Source organism: Albidovulum denitrificans (assembly GCF_002973535.1).
GTDB lineage: Bacteria > Pseudomonadota > Alphaproteobacteria > Rhodobacterales > Rhodobacteraceae > Albidovulum > Albidovulum denitrificans.
In genome coordinates, this window is record NZ_PVEP01000002.1 from 85,812 (window position 1) to 106,865 (window position 21,054).

At 66.8% G+C, this 21,054-nt stretch carries 18 protein-coding genes; 11 read left to right on the forward strand and 7 right to left on the reverse strand.

Annotated elements, in window-relative coordinates:
• Positions 1-138: 138 nt before the first annotated feature.
• The 5 genes from rpsD (at position 139) to LX70_RS06205 (ending at position 5,269) form a co-directional block, all read left to right on the forward strand.
• Entirely contained in the window at positions 139-759 is a 621-nt protein-coding gene (rpsD, locus tag LX70_RS06185) for a 30S ribosomal protein S4 (RefSeq protein ID WP_105513700.1), read from the forward strand.
• Positions 760-933: 174 nt separating this feature from the next.
• A complete protein-coding gene (locus tag LX70_RS06190; RefSeq protein ID WP_211301676.1) occupies positions 934-2,226 on the forward strand; it encodes a glycosyltransferase family 87 protein in 1,293 nt (430 codons plus the stop codon).
• A 75-nt stretch (positions 2,227-2,301) separates the two neighbouring features.
• Complete coding sequence (hisC, locus tag LX70_RS06195; protein WP_105513702.1) at positions 2,302-3,387, forward strand: histidinol-phosphate transaminase; 1,086 nt, start codon at positions 2,302-2,304, stop codon at positions 3,385-3,387.
• On the forward strand, positions 3,384-4,322 hold the full coding sequence (locus LX70_RS06200) for a prephenate/arogenate dehydrogenase family protein (protein WP_105513703.1): 939 nt from the start codon (positions 3,384-3,386) through the stop codon (positions 4,320-4,322). The genes hisC and LX70_RS06200 overlap by 4 nt, the downstream gene beginning before the upstream one ends.
• Positions 4,319-5,269, forward strand: a complete 951-nt coding sequence (locus LX70_RS06205; RefSeq protein ID WP_170076133.1) for an extensin-like domain-containing protein — start codon at positions 4,319-4,321, stop codon at positions 5,267-5,269. Before LX70_RS06200 ends, LX70_RS06205 begins: the two co-directional genes overlap by 4 nt.
• Before the next feature lie 18 nt (positions 5,270-5,287).
• Here LX70_RS06205 and LX70_RS06210 read toward each other — a convergent pair whose 3' ends face one another.
• Positions 5,288-6,271, reverse strand: a complete 984-nt coding sequence (locus tag LX70_RS06210) for a DUF2125 domain-containing protein (protein ID WP_211301677.1) — start codon at positions 6,269-6,271, stop codon at positions 5,288-5,290.
• A gap of 74 nt (positions 6,272-6,345) precedes the next feature.
• Here LX70_RS06210 and LX70_RS06215 point away from each other — a divergent pair, with 74 nt between their 5' ends.
• From LX70_RS06215 to LX70_RS06225, 3 genes are all read left to right on the forward strand, one after another.
• Positions 6,346-6,876, forward strand: coding sequence for a gamma-glutamylcyclotransferase (locus LX70_RS06215; RefSeq protein ID WP_105513705.1), 531 nt, complete (start codon positions 6,346-6,348; stop codon positions 6,874-6,876).
• A gap of 72 nt (positions 6,877-6,948) precedes the next feature.
• Positions 6,949-8,148 (forward strand): biopolymer transporter ExbB, encoded by a 1,200-nt coding sequence (locus LX70_RS06220; RefSeq protein WP_105513706.1) that lies wholly within the window; start codon positions 6,949-6,951, stop codon positions 8,146-8,148.
• A 3-nt stretch (positions 8,149-8,151) separates the two neighbouring features.
• Positions 8,152-9,786 carry a peptidoglycan -binding protein gene (locus LX70_RS06225; RefSeq protein ID WP_105513707.1) on the forward strand — a complete coding sequence of 545 codons (1,635 nt, stop codon included), beginning with the start codon at positions 8,152-8,154 and terminating at the stop codon, positions 9,784-9,786.
• 7 nt (positions 9,787-9,793) lie between these two features.
• On the opposite strand, the gene cysK is transcribed toward LX70_RS06225, so the two are convergent.
• From cysK to LX70_RS06240, 3 genes are all read right to left on the reverse strand, one after another.
• Positions 9,794-10,870, reverse strand: coding sequence for a cysteine synthase A (cysK, locus tag LX70_RS06230; RefSeq protein ID WP_105513708.1), 1,077 nt, complete (start codon positions 10,868-10,870; stop codon positions 9,794-9,796).
• Between the two features lie 161 nt (positions 10,871-11,031).
• A complete protein-coding gene (locus LX70_RS06235; RefSeq protein ID WP_105513709.1) occupies positions 11,032-14,145 on the reverse strand; it encodes an efflux RND transporter permease subunit in 3,114 nt (1,037 codons plus the stop codon).
• Between the two features lies 1 nt (position 14,146).
• A complete protein-coding gene (locus tag LX70_RS06240) occupies positions 14,147-15,292 on the reverse strand; it encodes an efflux RND transporter periplasmic adaptor subunit (RefSeq protein ID WP_105513710.1) in 1,146 nt (381 codons plus the stop codon).
• 217 nt (positions 15,293-15,509) lie between these two features.
• On the opposite strand from LX70_RS06240, the gene LX70_RS06245 reads away from it, so the two are divergent.
• Genes LX70_RS06245 through LX70_RS06255 form a run of 3 tightly spaced genes read left to right on the forward strand, consistent with a single transcriptional unit; the run spans position 15,510 to position 18,009 of the window.
• On the forward strand, positions 15,510-16,265 hold the full coding sequence (locus LX70_RS06245; protein ID WP_146111555.1) for a 5-oxoprolinase subunit B family protein: 756 nt from the start codon (positions 15,510-15,512) through the stop codon (positions 16,263-16,265).
• Positions 16,262-17,272, forward strand: coding sequence for a 5-oxoprolinase subunit C family protein (locus tag LX70_RS06250; RefSeq protein ID WP_105513712.1), 1,011 nt, complete (start codon positions 16,262-16,264; stop codon positions 17,270-17,272). Before LX70_RS06245 ends, LX70_RS06250 begins: the two co-directional genes overlap by 4 nt.
• The gene (locus LX70_RS06255) at positions 17,269-18,009 is read left to right on the forward strand and encodes a LamB/YcsF family protein (protein ID WP_105513713.1); all 741 of its coding nucleotides are present in this window, start codon (positions 17,269-17,271) and stop codon (positions 18,007-18,009) included. The genes LX70_RS06250 and LX70_RS06255 overlap by 4 nt, the downstream gene beginning before the upstream one ends.
• 78 nt (positions 18,010-18,087) lie before the next feature.
• Here the strand turns inward: LX70_RS06255 and LX70_RS20370 are convergent, their stop codons facing one another.
• The 3 genes from LX70_RS20370 to rfbD all read right to left on the reverse strand — a co-directional run bounded on the left by LX70_RS20370 (position 18,088) and on the right by rfbD (position 20,866).
• Positions 18,088-18,894, reverse strand: a complete 807-nt coding sequence (locus LX70_RS20370) for a hypothetical protein (protein ID WP_146111556.1) — start codon at positions 18,892-18,894, stop codon at positions 18,088-18,090.
• Positions 18,895-19,097: 203 nt separating this feature from the next.
• Positions 19,098-20,000, reverse strand: coding sequence for a glucose-1-phosphate thymidylyltransferase RfbA (gene rfbA, locus LX70_RS06260; RefSeq protein WP_105513714.1), 903 nt, complete (start codon positions 19,998-20,000; stop codon positions 19,098-19,100).
• Positions 19,997-20,866: a dTDP-4-dehydrorhamnose reductase gene (gene rfbD, locus LX70_RS06265; RefSeq protein WP_105513715.1), complete on the reverse strand. Its 870-nt coding sequence runs from the start codon at positions 20,864-20,866 to the stop codon at positions 19,997-19,999. Before rfbD ends, rfbA begins: the two co-directional genes overlap by 4 nt.
• Between the last annotated feature and the right edge of the window lie 188 nt (positions 20,867-21,054).

The window sequence follows — 21,054 nt, forward strand, 5'->3', positions numbered from 1 at the left end:
CGGTGAAACGCCGGGGCATTTCATTTGGTGTTGGTGGACCCCGCAAGGGGGACCCTGTCGCCCCGGACCCGATCCGGGGAAAGGACAACGCCCTTCACAGCCGCCCCCTTGGCGGCGACCCATAGAAGGAGATCAGCGGTGACCAAACGCACCTCTGCCAAGTACAAGATCGACCGCCGGATGGGCGAAAACATCTGGGGCCGTCCGAAATCCCCGGTCAACAAGCGTGAATACGGCCCCGGCCAGCACGGCCAGCGCCGCAAGAACAAGCTTTCGGACTTCGGCACGCAGCTGCGCGCCAAGCAGAAGCTGAAGGGCTATTACGGCGACCTGACCGAAAAGCAGTTCCGCCGCATCTATGCGGAAGCGGAGCGTGTGAAGGGCGACACCGGCGAAAACCTGATCGGCCTCCTGGAGCGCCGTCTCGACGCCGTCGTCTACCGCGCGAAATTCGTGCCGACCGTCTTTGCCGCGCGCCAGTTCGTGAACCACGGCCATGTCACGGTGAACGGCAAGCGGGTGAACATCCCCTCCTACCGCGTCAAGGAAGGCGACGTGATCGCCGTCCGCGACAAGTCCCGCCAGCTTGCCCTCGTGCTTGAGGCCGTGGGTCTGGCCGAGCGTGACGTGCCGGACTATGTCGAGGCCGACCACTCGAAGATGACCGCGACCTTCGTGCGCACGCCCGCGCTGGGCGACGTGCCCTACGCGGTGCAGATGGAACCGCACCTCGTCGTCGAATATTACGCCAAGAACTGATCCTTCGGCGCAGACACAGAAAAACCGGGCCGCCCGCGCAAGCGAGGCGGCCTTTTTCTGCGCCGCCTGCCTGCGATTGCCTCAGTATCGTCACTTTTCTGGCGACAATCCCTGCCAGATCGCGCGCAAAGTCCCGTTTTGGGCCGCTGCGCCAAGGCAATTGAAAGGTTCGCGTTGCAGACCCCGTCCGTCGCCCCCCGTTTGCCCGGTTTGAACCCGTCGCTGGTACGGCGCGCGACGCTTGTCCTGTCGGTCTATCTCGCGGTGATGCTGATTGCGGTCCTGTACCACTTCTTGCAGAGCCGGGCCGAGGGGCAGGCCGGCTATGATTTCCGCTATTTCTGGGTCGCGGGACGGGTCTGGCTTGAGGGCCTGTCGCCCTACGGACCCGATCTTCCCCGTCTGTCGGCAGAGATGATCCCCGAAGGTCATGTCCCGCGGATCTGGCCCTATCCGCCGACGCTCTGGCTTCCGACGGCCTTTCCCGCCCTCTTCCCGTTCGAAACGGCCTGGAGAATTTGGCTGGGGTTGCACGGGGTGGCGATGATCCTGGCCAGCGCCGTGATCGCCGTCGGCTTGCCCGCGCTGCGCATTTCTCTTGGCGCAGGTGGTGAGTTTGCCGTGCCGCGTCCGCTTTTCTTCGCACTGCACCTGGGACTGATGGCCTATGGCGAGGCCAATCTGCTCAGCGCGAACAGCGGGCAGGTGACCGGGCTTCTCTATCTCGGTGCGGCGGTGATGATGGTCGGGCTCTATCACGACCGTGACAAGACAGCGATCGTCGGGCTGACGATCTTGCTGATGAAGCCGCATATCGGTGCGGCCGTCGCGCTTGGTCTTCTGATTTCCGGCGCGCGGGGCAGGCGGCTTGTCCTCTGGGCTGCGGTGGCATCGGTCGTCCTGATGCTGCCCGCCCTTGCCATCGCACCGACGGCGATTTTCGACTGGCTGCGGGGACTGGCCCGCTATGACGGAGAGAACAGCGCCAATCTGCCCGAGGCGATGACGGGGCTGCGCAACTTGCTGTGGGAGTTCGGCGGCCTGACGCTGGGCAATCTTGCCGCCTCGCTGGCCGGTCTGGCCGTGTCGGGCGTGATCGCGGTCTGGCTTTGCCGGAAGGATCGTCGCGGCGAGGCGCCCCTGACGGACGAAGGGCGGCTGACCCGACTGTCGGCGGCGATGATCCTGGCCGCCCTCGCCGCCGCGCCACTGCACCTTTACGATTTCGTTCTTCTCGGCGTCGCCCTACCGTTGTTGCCGCTTCTGGCGCCGACACGGGTGTGTGCCGCCCTGATCGCCATCCTCATGCTGACGCGACCCTGCTATCTTCATGTGCAGGTCACCGGCGAACTGCCCACCCAGATCTTCGTCGGCTCCACCTTCGCGACCCTGGGCGCGGCGGTCCTTCTGGCCGTCCTGCTCGTCCCCGCCCCTGTGGCCGGTCTGCGTCGGCCCGCGCCCCTCTGACCGCCCCGCCGCTTCCGTTCTGGCATTCCCATCCCGGCCTCGGTAGAAAACCGGGAATCTGCCGGAGTCACTGCCATGACCGAGTTCATCCGCCCCCAGCCGGGTATCCTTGAGATCGACCTCTATCAGGGCGGTGCCGCGCATGTCGCGGGGCGCAGCGACGCGATCAAGCTGTCGTCGAACGAAAACCCCTTCGGCCCCTCCGACAAGGCCAAGGAGGCGTTCCAGCGCGCGGTTCACAAGCTGCACCGCTACCCCTCGACCGACCATGCCGCGCTGCGTCAGGCGATCGGCGAGGTGCATCGCCTCGACCCGGCGCGGATCATCTGCGGTGTCGGCTCGGATGAGGTGATCGGCCTTCTTTGCAACGCCTATGCGGGCCGTGGGGATGAGGTGGTGTTCACCGAACACGGCTTCCTGATGTACCGCATCTACACGCTGGCCGCGGGCGCCAAGCCCGTGGTGGTGCGCGAACGCGACCGGACGACCGATGTCGACGCGATCCTTGCCGCCTGCACCGCCAGGACAAGGCTGGTCTTCATCGCCAACCCGAACAACCCCACCGGCACGATGATCGGCCCGGCCGAGGTCGAACGGCTGGCCGCCGGGCTGCCGAAACAGGCGATCCTCGTCCTCGACGGGGCCTATGCCGAATATGTCGAGGGCTTCGACGGCGGGGCCGAGATCGCGACCGCGCGGGAAAACGTCTTCATGACGCGCACGTTTTCCAAGATCTACGGGCTTGGCGGCCTCAGGATCGGCTGGGGCTATGGGCCGCAGGCGATCATCGACGTGCTGAACCGCATCCGGGGGCCGTTCAACCTGTCGAACGCGCAGCTTGAAACGGCCGAGGCCGCGATGCGCGATCAGGACCACGTCGCCCGCTGCCGGGCCGAAAATGCCCGGATGCGCGCCTGGCTGGCCGAGGCGCTGGCCGAACTTGGCGTGCCGTCGGACACCTCGACGGCGAATTTCATCCTCGCCCGTTTCGCGGATGAGGGCGAGGCGAACGCCTGCGACGACTTCCTGCAAGGGCAGGGCCTGATCGTGCGGCGCGTGGCGGGCTACGGCCTGCCCAACTGCCTGCGCATCACCATCGGGGATGAGGCCTCCTGCCGCCGCGTGGCCCATGCCATCGGCCAGTTCAAGGCCCGCGCATGACCGCTCCGTCCCAGTCCCCTATCTATGACCGCGTCGCCCTGATCGGGCTTGGCCTCATCGCCTCTTCCATGGGCCATGCGATGAAGAAATGGGGGCTGGCGCGCAGCGTCGCGGGCCATGCCCGCACCGCCGAAACCCGCGCCGCGGCCCTTGAGCTGGGCTTTTGCGACGAGGTCTTCGAAACCGCCGCCGAGGCCGCGAAGGGCGCCGATCTGGTCGTCCTTGCCGTGCCGGTGGGCAATATGGGCGCGCTCGCCGAAGAGATCGCGCCGGTCCTGAAGCCCGGTGCGACCGTCACCGATGTCGGTTCGGTCAAACAGGCGGTGATCGAGGCCGTCGCGCCGCATATTCCCAACGGTGTCAACTTCATCCCCGGACATCCTCTTGCCGGGACTGAACATTCCGGGCCAAGGTCCGGTTTTGCCACGCTTTTCGCAAACAGATGGGTCCTTCTGATCCCCGGCGAGGCCGCCCCCGACGCGGTCGCGAAACTGCGCGCCTATTGGGAAGCCATGGGCGCCTTTGTCGAAGAGATGGACGCGGCGCATCATGACCTTGTCCTTGCCGTGACCAGCCACACGCCGCACCTGATCGCCTACACGATGGTGGGCGTGGCCGATCACCTGCGCCGGGTGACGGAAAGCGAAGTCATCAAGTATTCCGCCGCCGGGTTTCGCGATTTCACCCGCATCGCGGCCTCGGACCCGACGATGTGGCGCGATGTCTTCCTGACCAACCGCGAGGCGACGCTGGACATCCTCGGCCGCTTCACCGAGGAGCTGTTCATGCTGCAACGCGCGATCCGCATGGGCGACGGCGACATGCTGCATGACTATTTCACCCGCACCCGCGCGATCCGGCGCGGCATTATCGAGGCCGGGCAGGATACCGCCGCGCCGGATTTCGGCCGTTCCGTCACCGGGGCGGGGGAATGAGGCGGGCTTTTTGCGCGCTGGTGCTGGCCCTGATGCCGGGGCTGGCGCTGGCGACGCCGCCGGAAACCTCTCCGCGTCCGATGGCGCGGCTGTCGCAGGGCGGGGCGGTGCCGGGGATCGTGCCGGTTACGCTGCCGATGGCGCCCCCGCCGGGGCTGACGGCTGTCGCGCCGGTCATCCGCGCCGTGCCGGGCGCACGGCCCGCGCCGCGCCCGATGCGGCAGGCGACGCCGCAGCCGCTGCGCCCCCGCACCCGGCCCGAGGGAACCCGCGCGACACCGACGCCCGGCCTGACCGTCAAGGCCCCGTCACACCTCGCCGTTCTGGTCGCGCTGCGCCCACCGATGCGCCCCGCCGGTCTGGCCCGCACGGCCCGCAAGGCCGCCTATATGGCCCAACCGCTGCCCGGTGCGATTGCCGGGCGGAAGGGCGCGGTCTGCGGCGATCCGGCGATCCGGGGCGTCGCCATCGCGCCCATCGCGGCGAAGGTAAAGGGCTGCGGGCTGAAGGAAGGGGTGCGCGTGACCTCGGTCGCGGGGGTGCGGCTGTCGACGCCTGCGAATATCGATTGCACCACCGCCAAGGCCCTGAAAACATGGGTCGAACGCAGCGCCATCCCGGCGGTCGGCAAGCGCGGCGGCGGCCTTGCCGCGCTGACCGTCGCGGCCAGCTATTCCTGCCGCACCCGCAACAACCAGCCGGGCGCGAAGGTCAGCGAGCATGGCAGGGGCCGGGCCATCGACATTTCCGGCTTTGTCCTTGCCAATGGCAAATCGGCCTCCGTCCTCAAGGGTTGGGGCAATGGCGCGGCGGGCAAGTCGCTGGCGGCGATGCGCAAGGGCGCCTGCGGGCCGTTCACGACCGTTCTGGGGCCGGGATCGGACCGCTTCCACCGCGATCACCTGCATCTGGATACGACGCGCGGGCGCGGGCCGTACTGCCGCTAACCCGAAACGCCATAGGCGTCAGAAGCGCGGCGCGGGGCCAAGGGGCAGGGGGCCAAGCGCCACCCAGCCGCCGGTGAACGAAAGCGGCAGCGACAGTTCCCCGGCCCCGCCGGACAGCAGCGCCAACTGCCCCATCGTGCGGGTCAGCGCCGGGGCCTCTGCCTCCGCGATCACGCCAAGGGCCACCAGAAGCGGCGGCAGATCGCGCCAGTTCGCAAGGCGAAGCTGGATCGTCCCTTCGGGCGTGCCATCCGCGCCGATGCGCAGATCGCCCGCGCCGCGCAGCGCCAGCCGCCCCCAGTCAAGCTCAAGCGAGCGGACCTTGAGCGCCGTCATCCGGGGCGGCACCTCTGCCGCGCTGCGGTCAAGCGCCCGGTCCAGCACCGCGTCGGCGTCAAGCCGCACACGGCCCGGCCCGTCGGCCAGCCCGGCCTTCGCAAGCATCACCGCCGGGGCGCCGGCCAGCGTCAGCGCCGTGGCCTCGGCCCCCAGCCGGTAGCGAAAGCCCTCGCCGTCTTCCTGCCGCGCCGCCAGCCGCAGCGCATCCATCGCCAGCGACCAGCCCTGATCGGACCGCGCGGTCAGGGGGCCGCTGACCGCCTCGGCATGGGTCAGCGGCACGGCGGAGGAAAGGCCAAAGGCGACGCTGGCGCGCATGTCCTTGGTCGTCACGGCAAAGGTTTCGCCCGCCACGCGCAACGTCTGCTCTGGCGGCAGGACGGCGATCACCCGGTTCGGGCTATAGGCCAGCGCGTGAACCGCGACCTGAGGCACTGACCAGGCCCATCCGGCGGCGGGGTCGCGGACCGACAGGTCCGCCAGATCCGCCTCGAACCGCGCGGGGAAGCCGCCGATGGAGAAGGCGCCATAGCCCAGCCGCCCGTCTTCCTGCATCTGGTCAAGCGCCGTGCGCCCTTCGCTTGTCAGGACCCGCGCGCCGACGAACCAGTAGCCGCACCAAAGGACGGTCAGAACCGCCACGATCCGCATCAAGGCCCGCATCCGCCACCCTTTCCCCATCCGTCGCGATGGTATTTAAGGTCCGGGCAAGGAAAGGACCAGTGAGGGGGCGCGTGATGTGGGTCTTCGGCTATGGATCGCTGTTGTGGGAGCCGGGCTTTGCCTTCACCGAACGGGTGATGGCGCGGCTGGACGGCTGGCACCGCAGTTTCTGCATGCGCTCGATCCACCATCGCGGGACTGAGGCCGAACCGGGGCTGGTCCTGGCCCTCGACGCCGCCCATGGCGCCGCCTGCGAAGGCGTGGCCTTCGCCGTCGCGCCGGACCATCAGGCGGAAACGCTGGCCTATCTGCGCGAACGCGAACTCATCTCCTCGGCCTATCTGGAAAAGGTCCTGCCCCTCAGGCTGGGTGACGGGCGGCAGGTGGAGGCGGTGACCTATGTCATCGACCCCGACCATGTGCAGTATTGCGGCGGGCTGCCGCTTGAGGAACAGGCGCAGATCATCGCCCGCGCCAGAGGCGGGCGGGGGGAGAACCGCGATTACCTCTGGAATACCGCCACGCATCTTCACGACCTTGGCATCGCCGACGCGGAACTCGACTGGCTTTCCGCAAGGGTGCGTGATCTGACACCCCCCGCCTGACCTTTGACCTTGAGCGGTCGCGGCCCGCCGCCTATTGTCCCGCCAGAGGCAAGGACAGGGGCGGCCGGCCAGATGGACAAATCCGTGCGCAGCGCGCAGCCGTTTTTCTCGCAGCCGGTGCGTCAGGTGCTGATGATGCTGATCGTGCTGGTGCTGGTGGGCGTCGGCGCCTATCTGACCTATGGCCGCATCCTGCCGATCTTCACCGCAAACCTTTGGCTGAACGGGATGATCCTCGCGGTCTTCCTTCTGGGCGTCCTGACCTGCTTCTGGCAGGTGGCGCAGCTTGTCCGCTCGGTCAGCTGGATCGAGGGCTTCGCCGCCCGGACGCCGGGGCATGAGATCACCATCGCGCCCCGGATGCTGGCCCCGCTGGCGGCCCTTCTACGCTCACGCGGGCCGCGCGGCGGGCAGATTTCATCGACCTCCGCGCGGTCGATCCTCGAATCCGTGGCGACCCGGATAGATGAGGCGCGCGACATCACGCGCTACCTGACCAGCCTGCTGATCTTCCTCGGCCTTCTTGGCACCTTCTACGGTCTTGCCACCACGGTCCCCGCCGTCGTCGACACGATCCGCGCCCTGGCCCCGCAGGAGGGCGAAAGCGGGTTGCAGGTCTTCGATAAGCTGATGAGCGGGCTTGAACGGCAGCTGGGCGGTATGGGAACGGCGTTTTCCTCCTCGCTCCTTGGCCTCGCCGGGTCGCTGGTGGTCGGCCTTCTGGAACTTTTCGCGGGCCATGGCCAGAACCGCTTTTACCGCGAGCTTGAGGAATGGCTGACCTCCTTCACCCGCCTCGGCTTCGCCGGCGGCGATGGGGAGGGCGGGGAAGGCGGACTGGATCAGGCGGCGGTCGCGGGCGTTCTGGACCACATGGCCGATCAGGTCGAAACGATGCAGGCGCTTCTGGAACGCTCCGACGCGGGCCGCACGGCGGTCAACGCCCGGCTTGAGACGCTGGCAGGATCGGTCGAGGCGCTGACGCGCGAGTTGCAGGGATCGGGCGGGTCGGCCGCGATCCTGACCCGGATCGCCGAGGGGCAGGACCGGATGGCCGCCGCCCTGACCGGCAGTGGGGAAGGGGAGGGCGCAGGCCCCGACGCCGAAAGCCGGATGCGGCTGCGCTCCATCGACATGCAGCTTCTCAGGCTGCTGGAAGAGGTCGCGGCGGGGCGGCAGGAAAGCATGGCCGACCTGCGCGGCGATCTGGCGCAACTGACCCGCGCGGTACGGGCGCTGGCCCGTCAGGCGCCACCGGGCGAGCGGGGCTGAGCCATGGCGCTGTCGCGCGGACGTGGCGGACAACGGTTCTCGGCCCTGATCTGGCCGGGCTTCGTCGACGCGATGACGACGCTGCTTTTGATCCTGATCTTCCTCGTCACCATCTTCATGGTGGTGCAATTCGCCCTGCGCGACGCGATTTCCACCAAGGACAACGAACTGAAGGACCTCTCGGCGCAGGTCTCTGACCTTGCCGATGCGCTGGGCCTTGAACGCAGCCGCAGCGCGTCGCTGTCCGACAACCTCAATGCCGCGCAGGCCGAGGCGGACCGCCAGTCTACCCTCATCGCCACGCTGAGGGGGCAGGTGGCGGAAGGGCAGCGCAACCTTGATCAGGCGCAGGCGCAGATCACGTCCTTTGAGGCGCAGGTCGCTTCGCTTCTGTCGGAACGCGATGCCGCGCGGGGGCAGGTCAGCGACCTGACGGCAGAGCGGGAGAAGCTGCTGTCGGATCAGGAGGCACTGAACCTCGCCGTCGCCAAGGCGCGGTCAGAGATCGACGCGCAGGAAGAGGCCGCAAGGCTCGCCGCCGCCCGGCGCGAGGCGCTTGAGGCGCTGGTGGCCGACCTCAAGGCCAAGGGCGAGGCGGCGGACCAGAAGCTGAGCGAGGCCGAGGCCGCAAGGCTGACCGAGGCCGCCGCCGCCGCGGCACTGCGCGACAAGCTGAAAGGCGCGGAGGATGAATTGACCGCCATGACCCTTGCGCTGGAGGATCAGCGCAAGAAGGCGGAGGATACGCTGACCCTTCTGGCCGCCGCCGAAGCGGCGAAGAAGCAGTTGGACGAAAGGCTTGCCACCCAGGCCGACCTTGCCGATCAGGCCGACCAGGCGCTCAGCGAGGCGGACAGGCAAAAGGCGCTGCTGGCCGTCGCGAATGATGCGCTGTCAAAGGAAAAGGCGGCCTCTGCGGCGTCCGAACGCAAGGTTGCGCTGCTGAACCAGCAGGTCGCGGCGCTGCGGGTGCAGCTTGGCTCGCTTCAGGATCTTCTCGATGCGTCCGAGGCGCGCGATGCCGACGCCAAGGTGCAGATCGACGCGCTGGGGACGCGGCTGAATTCGGCCCTTGCGCAGGTCGCCTCTGAACAGAAACGCCGCGCGGAACTGGAAGAGGCCGAACGCATAAGGCTGGAGGAAGAGGCGAAATCGCTGAAGGCGGAGACCAAGGAACTGGCCCGCTACCGTTCGGAGTTCTTTGGCAAGCTGTCGCAGATCCTTGCCGGGCGCGAAGGGGTGCGCGTGGTGGGGGACCGCTTCGTCTTCTCCTCCGAGGTGCTGTTCAATCCCGGCGCCGCCGACCTGTCGCCCGAAGGCAAGGCGCAGATCGCGCAGGTGGTCGCGACGCTCAGCGATGTCTCCGCCGAAATCCCGCCGGGCATCGACTGGATCATCCGCGTCGATGGCCATACCGACGACGTGCCGCTGTCGGGCTTTGGCGAATTCCGCGACAACTGGGAGCTTAGCCAGGCGCGCGCCCTGTCTGTGGTGCGCTACATGCAAGGCACACTGGGCTTCCCGCCGAACCGTCTGGCCGCTGCGGGCTTTGGTGAATATCAGCCCGTCGCCCCCGGCGACAGCGCCGAGGCGCGCGCGCAGAACCGCCGGATCGAGCTGAAGCTGACCGAACGCTGAGGCGGCGCTATTCCGCCGCCATCTGCGCGTAGGGTGTGGACAGGGACAGCGCGCGTTCCTCCTCCGTCATATCCTCGACGATCCCGTCGAAGAGCGGCGTGGAAAGGTAGCGCTCGCCGGTATCGGGCAGCATGGCAAGGATGACCGAGCCCTTGGGCGCCGTCTCTGCCACCTTCATCGCCACGGCAAAGGTCGCGCCGCCGGAGATGCCGGTAAAGATGCCCTCTTCGGCCGCCAGCCGTTTTGACCACTTGATGCCCTCGGGGCCGGGAATGGTGATGAGGTCGTCGTAGAAGGCCTTGTCCAGCGCTTCCTGCAACACCAGCGGGATGAAATCGGGCGTCCAGCCCTGAATCGGGTGCGGCTCAAACGCCGGGTGGCCGCCCGAGGGGCCGCCATCGGGCGCGCGGTCCTGCGGGGTGCCGGATTGCACAAGGGCCGCGTTGGCGGGTTCGGTCAGGATGATCTTCGTTTCCGGCCGTTCCTTCCGCAACACACGCGCGACGCCGGTCACGGTGCCGCCGGTGCCATAGCCCGAAACGAAGTAATCCAGCCGCTCGCCTTCGAAATCGGCCATGATCTCCCGCGCCGTGGTGGCTTCGTGGATATCGGCATTGGCCGAGGTTTCGAACTGACGGGCAAGGAACCAGCCATTCGCCTCGGCCAGTTCCTTGGCCTTGGCATACATGCCATAACCTTTCAGCGCGCGCGGCGTCAGCACCACCTTGGCGCCCAGAAACCGCATCAGCCGCCGCCGCTCGACCGAAAAGCTGTCGGCCATCGTCACCACCAGCGGATAGCCCTTGGCGGCGCAGACCATGGCAAGGCCGATGCCGGTATTGCCCGATGTCGCCTCGATCACCGTCTGGCCGGGGGTCAGCTTGCCGTCACGTTCCGCCGCCTCGATGATGTTCAGCGCCAGCCGGTCCTTGACCGAGGCGGCCGGGTTGAACGCCTCGGCCTTCACATAGACCGTGACGCCCGCGGGCGCGATCCGGTTGATGCGGATGACGGGCGTATCGCCCACGGTGTCGAGGATGGAGGCGTAGCGCTTGCCGCGCCCGTTGGTCGTGCGAATGCCCATGTCTCAAGTCCCCCCTGTGGACGGCAAACCGCTGTGTCGCGATCACTTTATAGCATTTCGGGTTTACACTGAATCAGAATTCGAACTTATTTCCTTCGAATTCTGATACTTACTTTCTCAACGTAAACCCGAAACGCTTTAGCACAGGTTTGGCGCGCGCCCTACTCGGCAGGGTTCGCCGCCGGTTTGCGCCGGAACCACCTGCGTTTCTCCGGCGCACCATGCTTCGGCGCATCCCGCGTGACCAGCATCAACAGCGAGGGCGTCACCACCAGCGTCAGAACGGTCGCGAAGGCCAGGCCGAAGACGATGGCCGAGGAAAGCGAGATCCACCACTGCGTCGAGGGCGCGCCATAGGTCGTTTCATGGTTCAGCAGTTCAAGGTTCAGGCCGAAGGCGATCGGCAGCACGCCCAGAATCGCGGTCAGCGCGGTCAGGACGACGGGCCGGGCGCGTTCGTGGCAGGTCTCAAGGATCGCCTCGACCTTCGGCATCCCTTCGCGGCGCAACGTGTCATAGGTGTCGATCAGCACGATGTTGTTGTTCACCACGACCCCGGCCAGCGCGATGATGCCGATGCCGGTCATCACGATGCCAAAGGGCTGGCCCATGATCATCAGCCCCAGGAGCACGCCGATGGTGGACATGACCACGGCCGAAAAGATCAGCCCGACGGAGATGAAGTTGTTGAACTGCGCCAGAAGCACCAGGAAGATCAGGAACAGCGCCGCGCCGAAGGCCTTGCCAAGGAAGGCGCCGGCGGCGGCCTGTTCCTCATCCGCGCCGGCCATTTTCCAGCGGATGCCCTTGCTTTCCAGATCGGCTTTGCCAAGCTCCTCCGCGATCACCTGACGGACCGGGTCGGCCTGCACGCCTTCGCGGATATTGGCCTGAACGGTTACGGTGCGCGCGCCGTCGATACGGCTGAGCGTGCCGGTCGTGGGGGCGGGGGTGCGGGTGACGAAGTTCGACAGCGGTACCGGCCCCTCGGGCGTTTCGATCCTGAGCTGGTCGAGTTGGGAGATGGTGCGCTGATCCGGCGGCAGGCGCAGGACGATGTCCACCGCATCATCCGATCCGGCGGGGCGGTAGTCGGACAGTTTCAGCCCGTTGGTCACAAGCTGCACCACAGCGCCCACGGCGGCGGGCGACAGGCCGTAACGCGCGGCGGCGGCGCGGTCGACCTTCAGTTCCCAGTCGACGCCGGGGGGCGGCAAGCCGTTGTCGATGTCGATCACGTCGGGCATCTTCTTCAACTCATCCGCGACGGTCCGGGCCACGGCGTTCAGCCCCGCGGGGTCGGCGGCCGAAAGCTGCACCTGGATCGCCTTGCCGGTCGGCGGACCGGCATCGGGTACGGAAACCTCCACATCGACGCCGGGAATGCCGGTCATGGCGATGCGCAGATCGGCGAGGATCGCGTTTGCATCCTTGCGTTCGCGCCAATCGACGAATTCATACTGAATCACCCCGATCACGTCGGCGGCCACCTCATTGCCACCGCCCCCGGCCTTGCCGGAACGGGTATAGACGGTCTTGATGCCGGGCCAGCCAAGGATGCGGTCCTCGGCCTGCTTGACCAGCGCGTCCTTCTCGTCAATCGACAGGTTGCCACGCGCATGGACGTACAGCAGGCCATAGTCCGGCTCGACACTGGGGAAGAACTCCACCCCCTTGCCGTAGGTGCCATAGGCGTAAGGCACCGCGACCAGCAGGGCGAGCGCGGTCAGCACGACGGTCCAGGGATGCCGGATCGCGCGCCCGACGAAGCGCATGTAAAGGCTGTCGCGCCCGTGATCCTCTTCCGGGACCGGGCGGGCGATGATGGCGCCGATGGTCGGCGCGAAGATCAGCGCATAGACGAGTGATGCCGACAGCGTGGAGATCAGCGTGATCGGCATGTATTTCATGAACTCGCCCACGACGCCGGGCCAGAAGAGAAGCGGCGAAAAGGCCGCGACCCGCGTTGCCGTCGCCGCCAGAACCGGCCCGGTCATTTTGTGCGAGGCCTGGGCAAAGGCGGTGCGCTTGTCCATCCCCTCGGCCATGCGGCGTTCGGCATATTCGGTGACGATGATCGCGTCATCGACCAGCATCCCGACGGCAAGGATCAGGCTGAACAGCACCACGATATTGACCGTCAGCCCGGCAAGTTGCAGCCCGAGGATACCGATCAGGAACGAGGCCGGGATGGCCAGCCCGATCAGGATCGAGGCACGGCCCGACAGCGCGAAGAGGATGACGATGAAGACAAGGATCACCGCCGTCAGGACCGAGTTCTGAAGGTCGCCCAGTAGTTGGCGGATCGTGGTGGACTTGTCCTGGCTGTAGGCGACCTCGGTCCCGGCGGGCAGCGTCTTCTGGAACGCCTCTGTCACCTGCTTTACCGCATCGACCGTATCGACAAGGTTGGCGCCGGTGCGCTTCGATACCTCGATGGCGATGGCGGGCTTGCCGTCAAGCCGGGTGATCGTCTCGGGGTCCTTGGCGGTGTTGCGGATCGCGGCGATATCGCGCACCCGCACGGTCGCGTTGCCACCCGACAGCACCGGCAGGTTGGCGACATCCTCGATGGTCTCGATCAGCGAGGGGACCTTGATCGCATAGCGCCCCTCGGCCCCTTCCAGCGCGCCTGCGGCGATCAGCTGGTTATTGGCCGTCACGCCCTGGATCATCGTATCAAGACGGATGCCGTATGATGTCAGCTTGGCCGGATCGACGATGATCTCCACCAGATCGTCGCGCACGCCCTGAAGGGCGGCGTCGAGGACGCCGGGGATCTCCTCGATCCGGTCGCGGAGTTCGCGCCCCGCCCTGGTCAGCACCCGTTCCGGCACATCGCCTGACAGCGTCACGACAAGGACCGGGAATTCCGAGATATTGACCTCGTTCACCGTCGGCTCATCCGTACCCTGCGGCAGGTCGCGCTTGGCCTCGGATACCTTGGTGCGCACATCGTCCAGCGCCTTGTTCAGGTCGGTGCCTGCCTGAAACTCCATCAACACGTTGCCGCCGCCCTGATAGGCGGTCGATTTCATTTCCTTGATCCCGGTGATGGTCTTCAGCGAGGTTTCCATGGGCCTGAGGAGCAGCCGCTCGCTATCCTCGGGCGAGATGCCCTGATAGGTCATGCTGACATAGATGATCGGGATCTGGACGTCCGGCTCGGCCTCTTTCGGGATCGTGACATAGGCCTGCGCCCCGGCGATCATCAGGAAGATGAGGACCGAGATCGTCAGCCGCGCGTTGCGGATGGCGGTTTCGACGATCTGCATGTCAGTTCGCCCCGGCGGCCGGCTCGATGGTCGTGGTCTGGACGTTCACCTTCTCGCCGTCGCGGACAAGGTCCTGCCCGGCGACGATGATCCGTGTTCCGGCATCGACCCCGGCAAGGACCAGCCCCTCGGGCGTGTCGTCGATCAATTCGACCGAGGCGAAATGCGCGACATTGTCGGCATCGAGGACGCGCAAGCCAAGCTCCCCCTCATCCGACAGCGTGATGACCGAGCGCGGCACCGTCACCGTCTTTACCGGCGCGGCGAAAAGCTTCAGTTCCGCTGTCATGCCCGCGGGGATCTGATGATCGGGGTTCGCCAGCACGACCTCGACCGGATAGGTGCGGGTGTTGCCGGTCGCGACGCGCGACAGGTGGCGCACGGTGCCTTCGGCCATGGCGCCGCTGACCAGCTTCACCTCGACCTTGTCGCCGACCTCGACATAGCCGACATCGACCTCGCTGACCTCCGCGCGCACGATGATCGGGTCAAGCGCCAGCAGCGTGGCGATCGGGGTGCCGGTCTGGACCCATTCGCCAAGCTCCACATCGACGCTGTCGATGACGCCCGCGAAAGGCGCGTTCAGCGCCAGCCGGTCGGCGGCGGCCTTGGCCTGGCTCAGCGCCGCCTCGGCGGCCGCAAGTGCCGCGCGCTGGCCTATCAGCTGCAACTCGGCGGTGTTGCCGCTGCGGTAAAGTTTCTCGGCCACGTCAAGCTCCTGCTTGCGCTGGGTCAGCGCGGCCTTGGCGGTTTCCACCCCGGCGGCAAGCTCCGGGCCTTCGATGGTCATCACCGCCTCACCGGCGGCGATATCCGCGCCCTCGGCAATCGGCAGCGACAGGATCACGCCGCTTGTCCGCGCGGCCAGGACCGAGCGCTTGTCGGCATCCGTCACGCCGGAAATGCGGATCGCGCGGGCGTGTTCCTTCACCTCCGGCGTGATCGCCGCGACGGTGCGCAGCGTTTCGGCCTTGCCTTCCGCCGCGTCGGGCGCTGTCTGTTCCTGCCCCGCCTCATCCCTTGCGGGGACGGCGGCATTCGCCTCCTCGCTGCCGACCGAGGCGAATTTTCCCGTGCCGACCCAGATCCCGGCCGCGACCAGCACGAGGATGGCGGAAAGGCGATGCGCCCTGAATCGAGATGACATGATACGAATCCTGCGGCTGCAACCAGTTCACCCGGGCCGGCCCGTCAAAACAGGCCCGGTGCGCGTTTCCAAATGTCCTTCGCCCTGCATATACAATCAAGTAAATGAACGCGAAAGTTCAATATCTCGGTCAACATTATCTCGGCCGGTTTTTCGCGGAAATATGCTGGACTAAGGGGGCAAAATCCGGTTCCAAGGGGTGAAACGGAGGGCAAACGTGGCTTTGGCGGGCGAAACGGGCGATCTGCCGCGGGTGGTGCCGATGGGGTTGGGCGGCATTCTGGTGCAGCTTTCCGACCGTCTCGACGATGCCGCGAACCGCCGCGCGCTGGCCCTTGCCGCCCGGATCGAGGCCGAGGTCGGGACCGGGGCGCTGGCGGGGGTGGAGGAGGCCGCGCCCTCGCTCGGTTCCGTCTTCCTGCGCCTTGACCCCTTGCGCGCCGACCGGGTGGCCATCACCGGCAGGATCGCGGAGCTTTTGAAGGATGCGGCAGGGCAGGGGACGGCGCCGTCGCGGCGCTGGACCATCCCGGTGGCCTTTGGCGGCGCGGGCGGGCCTGACCTTGATGCGGTGGCGGCCGAACTGGGCTGCTCGGCGCAGGCGGCGGTTGAGGATCTGACCGCCCAGGACCTGCGCGTCATGGCGATCGGCTTCGCGCCGGGGCTGCCCTATATGGGCATCCTGCCCGACCGCTGGGACATTCCGCGCAAGGCCGGGCTGACGCCGAATGTGCCCGCGGCGGGCATCGTCGTGGCCGTCCGGCAGGTGATCCTGTTCCCCGCCGACACGCCCACCGGCTGGTGGCATGTCGGACAGTCGGGCCTGCGCGCCTTCCGTCCCGGCGCGGCGGACCCCTTCGCCTTTCGCGCGGGCGACAGCGTCCGCCTGCGGGCCGTGGGACCGGACGAATTGCAGGCGCTTCGCGAGGCCGATCCCGAAGGCGGCGGGGCGCGGCTTGAGGTGCTGCCATGACCCGCGCGCTTCTCGTCCACCGCGCCGGTCCGGCGATCACCGTGCAGGACCTCGGCCGGCCCGGCTACCTTGCCCGTGGCCTGTCGCGCGGCGGGGCGGCGGACCGGCTTGCGCTGCGGCAGGGGGCGGCGCTTCTGGGGCAGGCGGCGGGGGCGGCGCTGGAAATGGCGGGCCTTGGCGGCAGTTTCACCGTCACCGCGCCGACCCGGATCGCCCTGACCGGCGCGCCCATGCGCGTCCGCCGCGACGGCACGGCGCTGGTCTGGGGCGCAAGCCACCTCCTTTCCCCCGGCGAACGGCTTGAGATCGGCGCGGTTGAGGCCGGGGTCTACGGCTACCTGACCCTGGGCGGCGGGATCGCGACGGACCCCGTCCTTGGCAGCCGCGCGGCCCACCTGACGGCGGCGATCGGGCGGCGGCTGGCCGATGGCGACCGGCTTCCCCTTGGCCCCGATCAGGGTGCCGGGACGGGGCTGGCGCTGACCGACCGGCCCCATACCGGCGGCGGCACGATCCGCATCCTGCCCACCGCCCAGACCGCCCTCTTCGCGCCCGAGGACCGCGCCCGGTTCGAAGCCACGGCCTTTCACCGCGACGGCCCCGGCAACCGGCAGGGCGTGAAACTGGCGGGCGGCGCGCCGATTGCGACGCAGGGCCAGCGCAGCCTCTTGTCGGAAACCGTGCAGCCGGGCGACATCCAGATGATCGGCGCGGGCGCGCCTTACGTCCTTTTGAGCGAATGCCAGACCATGGGCGGCTATCCCCGCATCGCGACCGTCCTGCCCGACGACCTGCCGCGCGTGGCGCAGGCCGCCCCCGGCGACCGGCTGCGCTTTCGCTTCGTCACGCTGGAGGAGGCGCTGGCCGACCACGCCCGCCAGCGGCCGGGCGGGCGGGTCAAGATCGGGACAAGGCGGCTCTTGCGGGACCCGGCGGAGATGGCCGATCTTCTGTCCCATCAACTGATCAGCGGCGTCACCGATGGACGCGGGGAGGGGGAGGAATGACCCGGATCGACCTGAACGCGGATATGGGCGAAGGCATGGGCGACGATGCCGCGATGCTGTCCATCGTCACCTCGGCCAATGTCGCCTGCGGGATGCATGCGGGCGACCCCGACACGATGGCGCGCACGATGCGCGCGGCAATCGAACGGGGCGTCGGCATCGGCGCCCATCCCGGCTTTGCCGACCGGGAGAATTTCGGCCGCCGCCGGACGGTTCTGCCACCAGAAAACCTTGCCACCCTGATCCGCTATCAGGTCGGGGCGGCGCAGGCGATCGTTCAGGCGGCGGGCGGACGGCTGAGGCACCTGAAACTGCACGGGGCGATGTCGAACATGGCCGCGACCGACCGCGCCATGGCGCTGACCTGCTATCGCGCCGCGCTGGAAGTGCAGGGCGACCTGATCCTGATGGTCCAGGCCGCGACCGAGATGGAGCGCGCGGCGGTTGAGCTTGGCGCGCCCTACGCCGCCGAGATCTTTGCCGACCGCGCCTATGAGGAGGACGGAACCCTTCTCGACCGCTCCAAACCCGGCGCGGTGCTGCATGACGCGGCTGAGGCGGCGGCGCGCATCGGCGCGATGATCGGCGAAGGCGCGATCATCACCGCCTCCGGGCGCCGCATCCCCTCGCGCATCGACACGGTCTGCGTCCACGGCGATACGCCGGGCGCGGTGGCCATGGCGCGGGAGTTGCGGGCGGCGCTTGAAGGGCAGGGGGTAGAGGTAGCGGGGCTGTGAGGGGGGAGAATGGCGGCTATGCGGGACAAATTGAGCTTTCGCTGAGGCTGCACCAATGGCCGCTATCGTTGCGATTGACTAGATAGCATCAACTGCTGCTCTATCAGGCGATGTGATAATTCGCTTGAGCAGCGGTCTGAGCGGCCAAAGAAGCATCCTGCCAATCAGCGTCAAGACTGGCCTCGAATTCCGCATCATTGTCCGAGCATATTCATCTGCTTCCTTTTCCTGTTCAGCCACCTGACCGCCCTCAATGTGACCAGATGCGTGATGCCCAACCTCATGGTAGAAGGTGAACTCCGCATCCAGACGGCACCACCAAAGCTTGATACCCTTGGGTGTGCTAGCAGGCCATGTCAGGATGATGCCGGAGAAGAACAAGTTATATTTGCCCAGATAATCAAGGCCGGGTTGGCGCGCGATTACATCTATGCGGGTAACGTTGTCTAGCGTCAGGCCTTTAGTCTTGCACCAAGTTTCTACATTTTTGACGACTACATCGCGATCCGCGATGTCAGAGGCAACAAACAAAGGTATTCTGTCGGTTATCAGCTTGGCGGGATTTTCGAGAACACGCCGTGAAAGAATATCCAACGTCTTAACATGCATGGGATGCAAGTTGCTCTTTCGTAGCCTTGCGATTTCCTGCTCAAATGCAGATGCGTCAAGCTCATCCAAGAGGGCAAGTAGTACGCCAAAGTACTTGGAAAGAGGTCCGCGAGGATTCTCAGACCATGCTGACGACGCCAGTTTTTCTTGAACCTGGCGGACTGACGCATCGCGGTCGTTTAAGGCTTCCCGCCATGCATCCCGAACGGTTTCGACATGATTCGTCGAAATCCCTCGCAACAGTTTCCCGATGGCTGGTTTGGATTTCTCAGTCATATAAGAACCATAGCAACAAGAAGAGGCGTTTTTCAGCCACGACTGAAGTGTCTGCAAAAGTAATTTTGTACTTATGCAATTAGCAGTCCTAGCAGAGAACAGCCATTCGGGCATAATGCAGCATCACGCACTCTGGGCTCAAACCGCACCCCCGCCCCCGAAACGCGAAAGCCCCGACCCGCGCGGCGGCTCCCCCCCCCGCCTTACTCCGCCGCGCTCAGATCCGGGTCGTCCGCAATCCGCGCCAGGTACTTGCCGTATTGCGTCTTCAGATAGGGCCGGGCCAATTCGCGCAACTGGTCGGCGTCGATCCAGCCATTGAGAAATGCGATCTCCTCCGGGCAGCCGACCTTCAGGTTCTGGCGGTCCTCGATCGTGCGGATGAAATCGGCGGCCTCAAGCAGGCTTTCATGCGTCCCGGTATCCAGCCAGGCAAAGCCCCGGCCCAGCGTTTCCACGTTCAGCCTGCCGTCGCGGTGGTAGTGGTTCAGCAGATCGGTGATCTCCAGTTCCCCCCTTGCCGAAGGCTTGATCGCCTTGGCCCGCGCGGGTGCTTCGGCGTCAAGGAAATAGATGCCGGTCACGGCATAGGAGCTTTTGGGATGCTCGGGCTTTTCCACGATGGACAGCACCTTGCCCGCGCGGTCGAATTCGACCACGCCGTAACGCTCCGGGTCCGACACGCGATAGCCAAAGACGGTGCCGCCCCCGGTCCGCGCATCGGCCGCGCGCAGCTTGGCCGACAGGCCCTCGCCGAAAAACACGTTGTCGCCCAGCACCATGGCCGAAGGCGCGCCGTCAAGGAAATCCTCGGCCAGAAGATAGGCCTGCGCCAGCCCGTCGGGCGAGGGTTGTTCGACATATTCGAACCGCATCCCCCAGGCCGCGCCATCGCCCAGAAGCGCCCTGAACTGCGGCAGATCGCGGGGGGTGGAGATGATGCAGACCTCGCGGATGCGCGACAGCATCAGCGCCGAAAGCGGGTAGTAGATCATCGGCTTGTCGTAAAGCGGCAGCATCTGTTTCGACACCGCATGGGTGATCGGGTAAAGCCGGGTCCCGGACCCGCCCGCCAGAATGATGCCCTTCCTGCCCGTCCCGCTCATGCCTCTGCCTCCAACTCACCAATGACGTCTGCCAGGCTTTTGCGCCAGTCGGGCTGGGTGATGCCATAGGTTTTTACAAGAAGCGAGCAGTCGAGCGCGGAATTGCCGGGCCGTTTCGCGGGCGTGGGGTAATCCGACGACGGAATGCGATTGACCACGGGTTTGCGCGGAAGGGACGAGGCGGCAAAGATCGCCTCGGCGAAATCGGCCCAGCTGACGGTGGGCGCGCCCGCGAAATGGTAGATGCCCGGCACGCCGCGCCCCTTGCCGAACGCGGCGGCGATGGTGAAAAGCGCGTCCGCAATGTCCGTCGCCGCCGTTGGCCCGCCGCGCTGGTCATCGACAACGCTCAGCACCTCGCGCTCCGCCCCCACCCGCAGCATCGTCTTGACGAAATTCTTGCCATGGGCGGAAAAGACCCAGGCCGTGCGCAGGATCACCGCTTGCCCGCCCGCCTCGGCCACCCGGTGTTCACCCAGAAGCTTCGATGCGCCATAGGCGCCCAAGGGCGCGACCGGATCGCCCTCGCTCCAGGGCCGGGTGCCAGAGCCGTCGAAGACATAGTCGGTTGAGACATGGAGGAACGGCAGCCCCCGCGCCGCCGCCGCGCGGGCCATCGCGCCGGGCGCCTCGCCATTGACCAGATCGGCCGTCGCGCGGTCGGTTTCGGCCTGATCGACGGCGGTATAGGCGGCGGCGTTGAGGATGAGGTCCGCATCGGTGGCGGCCACCGCGGCGGCGCAGGCGGCCGGGTCGGTCAGGTCGGCCGTATCGCGCCCGACGGCCTGAACCGCGACGCCCTCGGGCGCCCTGCGCAAAAGCTCCCGCGCGAGCTGCCCTGTCGTTCCGAAGACCAGAATTCGCATGAACCGTCCTTTCCGCCTTGACCCTGCCTTACCCTCTACGGCGCGAGTGATCGCGCAGCGCACACGGCGATTCAACCCCATGTGAGAGGGCTGACACATAGTTGGGTTCGGGCGGAAAAGCGACAATCTGTTGCCCGAGGGGCCGCGAGGAGGGGACGAAAACCGCGCCCCGCGCCGGTCCCGACCCC